Origin of the sequence: Actinoplanes sp. NPDC024001, assembly GCF_040638955.1 — a bacterium.
GTDB lineage: Bacteria > Actinomycetota > Actinomycetes > Mycobacteriales > Micromonosporaceae > Actinoplanes.
Map to the genome: position 1 here is coordinate 1 of NZ_JBEZZB010000328.1, position 3865 is coordinate 3865.

General features: G+C 71.4%; 3 protein-coding genes and 1 pseudogene. 1 reads left to right on the plus strand and 3 read right to left on the minus strand.

Going from position 1 to position 3865, the window contains the following annotated elements; all coding sequences use genetic code 11:
• The first annotated feature begins 154 nt into the window (after positions 1-154).
• Positions 155-725 (plus strand): annotated as a pseudogene (locus AB0F81_RS50695) (DDE-type integrase/transposase/recombinase).
• A gap of 9 nt (positions 726-734) precedes the next feature.
• On the opposite strand, the gene AB0F81_RS50700 reads toward AB0F81_RS50695, so the two are convergent.
• The 3 genes from AB0F81_RS50700 to AB0F81_RS50710 form a co-directional block, all read right to left on the minus strand.
• A complete protein-coding gene (locus tag AB0F81_RS50700; RefSeq protein ID WP_360211567.1) occupies positions 735-983 on the minus strand; it encodes a hypothetical protein in 249 nt (82 codons plus the stop codon).
• A 429-nt stretch (positions 984-1412) separates the two neighbouring features.
• Complete coding sequence (locus AB0F81_RS50705) at positions 1413-2729, minus strand: DUF58 domain-containing protein (RefSeq protein ID WP_360211569.1); 1317 nt, start codon at positions 2727-2729, stop codon at positions 1413-1415.
• The gene (locus AB0F81_RS50710) at positions 2729-3664 is read right to left on the minus strand and encodes a MoxR family ATPase (protein ID WP_360211571.1); all 936 of its coding nucleotides are present in this window, start codon (positions 3662-3664) and stop codon (positions 2729-2731) included. The genes AB0F81_RS50705 and AB0F81_RS50710 overlap by 1 nt, the downstream gene beginning before the upstream one ends.
• Between the last annotated feature and the right edge of the window lie 201 nt (positions 3665-3865).

The window sequence follows — 3865 nt, forward strand, 5'->3', positions numbered from 1 at the left end:
AGAATCCACCCAAAGCTGGCGCTGACTGCGTCTCCATACCTGACTAAACGGGCACATCCGAATCAGATGCCCTCTTAGAGGATCAGATGCCCTCTAAGCGCTGCAGTGATCGAGGCAGACTTGGGGCGGTGAAGTCGTTGATCCGCTCATCCCGATGGCTGCCTCCAATTTCGGCGTTGTCGGATTCCGGTTTCCGGCCGAGGTGATCGTCGTGGCGGTGCGCTGGTACCTGCGGTACAGCCTGTCGTACCGCGACGTCGAAGAACTGCTGGCCGAACGCGGCGTGCAGGCCGATCACGTCGCCGTCCACCGGTGGGTCCAACGCTTCACCCCGCTGCTGGCCGACGCCGCCCGGTTCACTCGGCACGCGCCCGGTGACAGGTGGTTCGTCGATGACGCCTATGTCAAGGTCAAGGGCAACCACTCCCGCCGAGATGTTCACTGACGCCGCCGCGATTTATCCCGCAGTCCTTGACCAGCTCATTCCAGGGGCGTGGCACCGCGTCGAGCGGTACGCGAACAACGCGATCGAAGCCGATCACAGCAGGCTCAAACACCGGCTACGGCCGATGCGCGGTCTACGAACGGATCAGACGGCGCAGGTCGTCATTGCTGGACACGCCTTCATGCAGAACCTCCGCCGTGGCCACCGCGACCTCGCCACTGACGTCCCGCCGGCGACACGGCTCGCCGCCGCGTTCACCGAGCTCGCCGCAGCCATCTGAGGGCGGTCCTCACCGGCCCAACCGCGTCCTGCGATCGCTGAATGCAACAGAGCCATGCTGGCGCCGTGGCAGGAGGCGCAACAGGCAATCGAACAGGGCCAGGCTGTTGTACAGCATCTCGGTGTGCCGTTCCACTTCGCCGGCCCGGAGGAACCAAATGACGATCTGCCGCGTCGGTGGGACACACAACCCGACTGACCGGCACACCGTCCCGACCAAAGTCAGCACCAGACACACCGGGCGGCCATGCGCGCTCATCGGCAGGAGCGTGCACCGGCTGACGACGGCGCCGTCACAGTCCGTAGCGCGCGGTCGCGGCAGGAGAATGCACTGGGTAGTAGCCGGGAGATCATCGGCAGGTGGGCATTCAGGTCGAACTGTATGTGAGCGATGAGCAGGTACGACGGCTACCGGATCCCGCCGGCGAGGTCTCTATGCCGCCCTGAACCAGGGCCGTATCGACGTCGAGTTGCTGGCCGCGCATACTCAGCTGCCCCTCGTCCAGAACCTGCGGCAAGGCACACCAGCGACCGGCACATCAATAAGAAGGGCACCAAGCCCGGCCGAACTGGTTGAACGACAAGCTGACGCGCCGGTGGTCTTCCCGGACCCGCTCAAGGGCACGCCGGACGGCACGGTGCCCGGCGTGCTGGCGCGGGCGGGCGTTCGCCGGGCGAAGGCAGCCGGCTAGAGGCGGCCGGTGGCTTTGAGCAGCAGGTAGACGTCGGCGACGCGGCTGGCGAAGTCGCCGGTGTCGGCGTCGACGACCGTCGCGCCGAAGCGGGCCAGCACGTCGCGGACGCGGTCGCGTTCGGTGAGGACGCGCTGGGCGGCCGCGGCGGTGTGCACGTCGGCCGCGGTGGCGGTGGCCGGGACCTGGGTGAGGCGGGAGACGGCCGGGTCGCGTACGCCGGCAACCAGGACCTTGTGCCGCGCCGTGAGGCGCGGCAGCAGCGGCAGCAAGCCCTCGATCATCGGGGCCGGCTCCAGGGCCGTGAAGATCACCACGAGGGAGCGTTTCCGGTCACGGCGCAGCAGGTCGCGGGCGAGCAGCTGGAAGTCGGTCTCGGCGGGGGCCGCCTCCAGCGAGGCCATGGCGTCGATCAGGCGGGCCAGCTTCGCCCGGTGGCCGCCGCCCTCGACGCGGGTGCGGATGGCGCTGTCCAGGGCGAGCAGGTCAACCCGGTCGTCGGCGCGGTCGGCCAGGACGGCCAGCAGCAGCGCGGCGTCGATGGCGGCGTCCAGGCGCGGCGCGTCACCGACGCGCAACGCCGAGGTACGGCCGGTGTCCAGCACACACACCAGCCGGCGGTCGCGTTCCGGGCGCCAGGTCCGGACCACCACGTCGTTGTGCCGGGCGCTGGCCCGCCAGTCGATCGAGCGCACGTCGTCGCCGATCACGTATTCGCGCAGCACGTCGAACTCGGTGCCGTGGCCGCGGCCGCGGGCCACCACCGAGCCGTCGATGACCCGCATCCGGGCCAGTTTCTCCGGCAGGATCCGCCGGGACGGGAAACGCGGCAGCACCCGCAGTGTCCACGGTGGCGTGACCTGCTCGTTCCACCGGCGGCGGCGCTGCCGGTAGGCGATGCCGAGCGGTCCGTACGACCGCAGCGTCACCCGCACCGCCGGCCGGTCACCGTGCCGGACCGGGTCGAGCGTGGTGGTGATGGTGTGCTGCTCGCCGCGGGGCAGCCACACGTCGTGCCAGGCCGGCCACGCCCCCGCGGACGGCACCCAGCTGTCGCGGACGTGCAGCCGCATCGGCCGTTTCGCCACGTTGATCAGGGTGAGGCGGACGGTGGCGGTGCCGCCCAGCCACACCGTGCGGTCCCCGTCGCGCTGCAGCCGCACCTTGCTCAGCGGGCCGGCCACGGCGACGTCGACCAGCGCGACGGTGAGCGCGAACGCCACCACGCCGAGCACCGCGAGCCACGGCCCGGGCACCAGCGCGGGCAGCGGCGCGCCCACCGCGAGCAGGGCGGCGAAACGCCGGGTGACCATCAGCGGGGTGCGTGCACGGTGGCGAGCACACCGGCCAGCACGGCCTCGACGGTCACCCCGTCCAGTTCGGCGTCGGCGCGCAGCCGGACCCGGTGGCGCAGGACGGGTACGGCGTAGCCCTTCACGTCGTCCGGGATGACGTAGTCGCGGCCGCTGAGCCAGGCGTACGCCTTGGCGACGGCCAGCAGGGCGGTCGCACCGCGCGGGGAGGCGCCCAGTTCCAGGGCGGGGGTGGCCCGGGTGGCCCGGCACAGGTCCACGATGTAGCCGAGGACCGGTTCGGCGACCGCCACCCGCTGCACCGCGGCGCGCCCGGCGGCCAGGTCGGCCGGCCCGGCCACCGGGGTGACGCCGGCCGCTTTCAGGTCGCGCGGGTCGAAACCGTGGTGGTGGGCGCGCAGCACGTTGAGCTCGTCCTCGCGCTCCGGCAGCGGCACCGACAGCTTCAGCAGGAAACGGTCGAGCTGGGCTTCCGGGAGCGGGTAGGTGCCCTCGTACTCGATGGGATTCTGGGTCGCGGCGACCAGGAAGGGCTGCGGCAGCGGGCGCGGTGTTCCGTCGACGCTGACCTGGCGCTCCTCCATGGCCTCCAGCAGCGCCGCCTGGGTCTTCGGCGGGGTCCGGTTGATCTCGTCGGCGAGCAGCAGGTTGGTGAAGACCGGCCCGGCGCGGAAGTTGAACGCGGCGGTCCGCGCGTCGTAGACCAGCGAGCCGGTGACGTCGCCGGGCATCAGGTCGGGGGTGAACTGGACCCGTTTGGTGTCCAGGCTCAGCGCCGCCGACAGCGCCCGGATCAGCAGCGTCTTGGCCACCCCGGGCACGCCTTCGAGCAGCACGTGCCCGCCGCAGAGCAGCGCCACCACGACCCCGCCGACCACGGCCTCCTGCCCGACGACGGCCTTGCCGACCTCGGCGCGCAGCCGGCTCAGCGCCATGCGGGCCTCTTCGTGTTCGGTGGTCACGGAGCTTCTCCTTCGGTACGGCGGGGCGCGCGGCCCTGGGTGATGTCGCGTTCCAGGTCCTGGACGAAGCGGGCGGCGGCCACCAGGTCGTCGTCGGAGTCCGGCGGGCCGCCGTCGAGGACCGTGCGCACGTATTCGGCGGGCAGGCCGGCCTGCGCGGCGATCCGGTCGGGC